Raw genomic sequence first — 4,029 nt, 5'->3', positions numbered from 1 at the left:
AGAACGGCCCATTTTTCCGATAAATTTGATTGAATAGGCCCACTATTCGCACAAATTTATCGAAAAAATGGCCTCGTTCTACTGAATTTTATTCTTGACCACTATTCTCGGTCAGCCTCCTAGAGTCATGGACACAAAAATCATTTCTCCTCAAAAAGAGAGAAATGATTTTTAACACAGATAGAATTAAGAACTGAAATGCAGGGAAAATCTGACTTGCTCATTCACCCCAGATAGTCGACCAGAGTTTTGAACAGGTTGTCACGATCAATAGGCTTGGTTAGATAATCATCCATGCCTTTGGATAACGCCTTATTTTTTAACTCATCGATGGCATGGGCACTGAGGCCGATAATGGTATGCTTTTCTATTCCAGCTTCCTGCTCAAACTGTCTGATCGCTTCGGTAGCAGAATAACCATCCATAACAGGCATTTCACAATCCATGAGAACCAGATCCCAGTTGTCCGGATTCTCCTTGTACTTGTCCAGAGCTTCCTGGCCATTTCCCGCAAACACCGGCTCAATATTCACTTTCTTAAGTAACTTTTTCAGCACCAGCTGATTGGCGGGATTATCTTCAGCCACCAAGACCTTCTTGTTATTCAGTACGCCTGACTCAGCGATTTGGGAAGCATCCATGATTCAACCTGCTTAAAATGATTACCTTACTTTCAGATTAGCGGTTAACCCAACGATTACATTAATACATCCAAGACTCAGTCACTGTTGATTAGTCTTAATACACCCCCATATATACCCATTGGATTTCAAGATGCTACTAGGCGACAAGTGAGCGAAGCCCTGTGAGCCTAAAAATAGTAGGTGATCAGGGTGAGCGAACGCTGGCAACAACGTAGCATCTTGAAAGTCGATGGATATACAGTACAAATTCGCTTTTTCCTCCCCGTGTTCTACAGGTAATGATATGTCTCAGCCTCTTCAGATCGCATGCCCCAAATGCAGCACACCCAACAGAGTACCCAAAGAACGTCTGTCAGAGGGAGGCATTTGCGGCAAGTGCAGAAACAAACTCTTTGACGGCAAGCCGGTAGAGCTCAACTCTGGTAATTTCAAACGCTTCCTGGCCCAAACCGATGTACCGGTAGTGGTAGACTTCTGGGCCCCCTGGTGCGGCCCTTGTAAGACCATGGCTCCTGCATTCGCAGAAGCCGCCCGTGAGCTCGAACCGAATATCAGACTGGTCAAGCTGGACACCCAGAAACACCAGCAAATTGCAGCCCAATTGAATATTCGAAGTATTCCTACCCTGATTGCATTCAAAAACGGGAAAGAAACCAGTAGAACTTCCGGAGCGCTGCCTGCAACACAGTTGAAAAAATGGATTAAGAATGCCGCAAAAAAGCCGTAGCGAATAAAACTAACAGCGATAATAAATAGATCAACCATTCTCTTCGACTATTCTTAAAGAACGACGAAAAACAGCATACAGGGACAGTATGGGTTTGATCGACAAAACCTCAGGCCAGGGTCCACAGTGGGTGCAACCTGAGGGCATCAAGCGGGTTTCTAACGGTGGCAGAGTCCAGGCGCTGCGTGACATCGTCAACAAAATGCCCTTTTTTAAAGACCAGATGACCCCAAAAAGGAAATCCATCCATGAGCGGGGCATAAAAGTTATGCCACCGATGTCAAACCTGCTGACTAAAGCTTCAACCAAACCTCGCAGACCTGCACCGCCGCCTGCTCCAAAGCCAGAACAACAATCAAGCATTCAGCAGAATATTCCCCACAGACCCAGGAGCCAGGCTCTTACAGAAAGTCCACTGGCCGCTAAAACGCTTTTAAGCCGAGCGGTGAGTCAACCTGAAACGCCCATAACAAACACATTGCCTCAAGCCGCCTCTATACAAAAAGCAACTCGTAACCTGCTTGACCATCACCTGCCTAAAATAACGTCAGCAACTGACCCGCAAGCACAATACCGGGAACTCATAAATTCCTTCAAACCCAGTACTTGCGTTGAAGGTGATGACGAGTTTTCAGAAGTACAGTCTGCCCTCAGGCATTCAGCTCAAGAACTTGGAAATCCGAAGCTTGCAGATGATCCTGCTGTAATGAAAGATCTTCAGAAACACTTTTACCGACGCCTGGTGACAGAAGGCGCGAAACTTCTAACGTCAGAAAGTTCTGGAAGAACCGTTAAAAAAGCCCCGCCAACACCACCTGTTCGTACCAGCTCATTACCGGGTTATGTACCTCCGGCAGCAAAAAGTACACAGCCACCGGGCATGCAGAAGACTCCGGTTGCACCCACCGAGAAAGACGTTATTCCCACTCTGGAAAAAACTCTTTCCAAGCCTGAACAAAAAGCAACGTCTCCATCACCCAATCCCATTGAGCCAGAAACGCCCGCCCCAATCAGTGAAATTTCTCTACCAGGTAAACGTCTGAGAAAAAAACGAGCGGCTCTGGATGCGCCTGCTAAATACATGTCAAAAAGTCTTACCCGACATAAGGACACACCATGGAAAGAGCAGATGCCCAAATTCTTCACCCGCTATGTAAGAGCCATGGCACTGACAGGTGCCTCTGAAAAAGCTAATGTCGATAAGCAATGGTATAACCATGAAGTGCCGGGGGCTTCATTCTTCAGTAAGAACAGCAGTGCCTCAGATACCCAGAAAGAACTTCGCCATCGACTGGAAGACATCGCTTTTCAGGAGGGTAATTCTCTGACAGGTTTTTATCGTTTCTTTGATCAACACCAGCTTGGCAGAAACGTTCGGATGGCAGCGGTCAGCCAGATGTTGTTACCTTTATCAGAGCACGGTCACCTGGACCCAATGACCCTGCAAGACCTTGAACCCAATTCAGGCACTGAAGTATCGCAATGGTTGAATCAGCAACTGGATGGTATTTCCCAGCAGGAATACCAAAACTACGCGACACTGCTGGGTAGCCTAAAAGACAGAACGGAGAGTCAGTACAGAGTACACCTTAATAACACACCATTTGGTGAAGTACCGCTTGAAAGCATTACGGTCAAAACTCATGGTAAAGGGGTATTCAGAGTAGCTCGAGTCAACAGCTTTCAGTACACCCTCAATCATTGTACGCCCTGGTTAGCATCGGCCCATCCCGTCACTGACCGATTTGCTGAGTTACGCCTGAGAGATACAATGGGTGGAACCAGCCAAAAACTCACTGCCGACCAGCTCGAAGACTTGAATAGTCAGGCTAAACAGTTATTGAATGAAATGAGCCAGATGAATATGAACAAGGTACCCAAGAGTGTTCAGGACACCATGGCTACAGAAAAGAAAAGTCTGGAGAAAATCGTCGAGAAATACCAACAGCTGGCAAAGTAATACGCTTTCTGACACTCATCCCCCTGCATTCATCACCGATATATACCCATAGGCTTTCAAAAAACATCAGAGATACCTGGGTGTAACCCGCAGCTATTTACACCCGGGTCTTTCAATGCCTCTTTCACTATGAACTTCAGATTCGGAAAACTTGAAATAGCAATACATATAAATCTGTTCAGACCTGCTCTGAACGTTCACTGGAACCTGCCTGAAAAAACAACGAACAGCTCATTAACCAGAGCATGAAAATGGGAAGTCCTACTGCAATTAAGCTGTGCAAGATCCAACTTTCCTTACGTTCTTGAACTGCTGGATCGCTATCAGGATTATGACGTTTCAACAGAACGATTCGCACACAACCTGACCACTGTCAGACTGTTGTCCCCCCAGAGCAAACAATGGGTACAAGGCTGGCTTCAAAAACAATTAATCAGACAGTTGTCACTCAGTGCTTCACCTGATTATTTCCTGACGTTGCTATCCACGCTCCATCATCGGGATAAACACTGGACTGATGACATGATCCTCTGGATCTCCGAACAATCAGAGAGATGGCCAGGAGCCTGACCGAGAATAGGCAGGTCGGCCTAAAATCCAGAAAGAACGGCCCATTTTTCCGATAAATTTGATTGAATAGGCCCACTATTCGCACAAATTTATCGAAAAAATGGCCTCGTTCTACTGAATTTTATTCT

The 4,029-nt window shown here is 46.1% G+C and carries 3 protein-coding genes; 2 read left to right on the top strand and 1 reads right to left on the bottom strand.

What is annotated here, in order from left to right; translation table 11 throughout:
- Nucleotides 1-224: 224 nt before the first annotated feature.
- Complete coding sequence (locus GZ78_RS26950; protein ID WP_034843436.1) at nucleotides 225-641, bottom strand: response regulator; 417 nt, start codon at nucleotides 639-641, stop codon at nucleotides 225-227.
- Between the two features lie 286 nt (nucleotides 642-927).
- Between GZ78_RS26950 and trxC the strand changes: the two genes are divergently transcribed.
- Both trxC and GZ78_RS26940 read left to right on the top strand, forming a co-directional pair.
- Nucleotides 928-1,371: a thioredoxin TrxC gene (gene trxC / locus GZ78_RS26945; protein WP_034843434.1), complete on the top strand. Its 444-nt coding sequence runs from the start codon at nucleotides 928-930 to the stop codon at nucleotides 1,369-1,371.
- Between the two features lie 88 nt (nucleotides 1,372-1,459).
- Nucleotides 1,460-3,331, top strand: a complete 1,872-nt coding sequence (locus tag GZ78_RS26940) for a hypothetical protein (protein ID WP_034843432.1) — start codon at nucleotides 1,460-1,462, stop codon at nucleotides 3,329-3,331.
- Nucleotides 3,332-4,029: the final 698 nt, after the last annotated feature.

The organism is Endozoicomonas numazuensis (assembly GCF_000722635.1).
GTDB classification, from domain to species: domain Bacteria; phylum Pseudomonadota; class Gammaproteobacteria; order Pseudomonadales; family Endozoicomonadaceae; genus Endozoicomonas_A; species Endozoicomonas_A numazuensis.
Note: the sequence above shows the minus strand (reverse complement) of the source record. Positions and strands in the feature narration are given on the sequence as shown.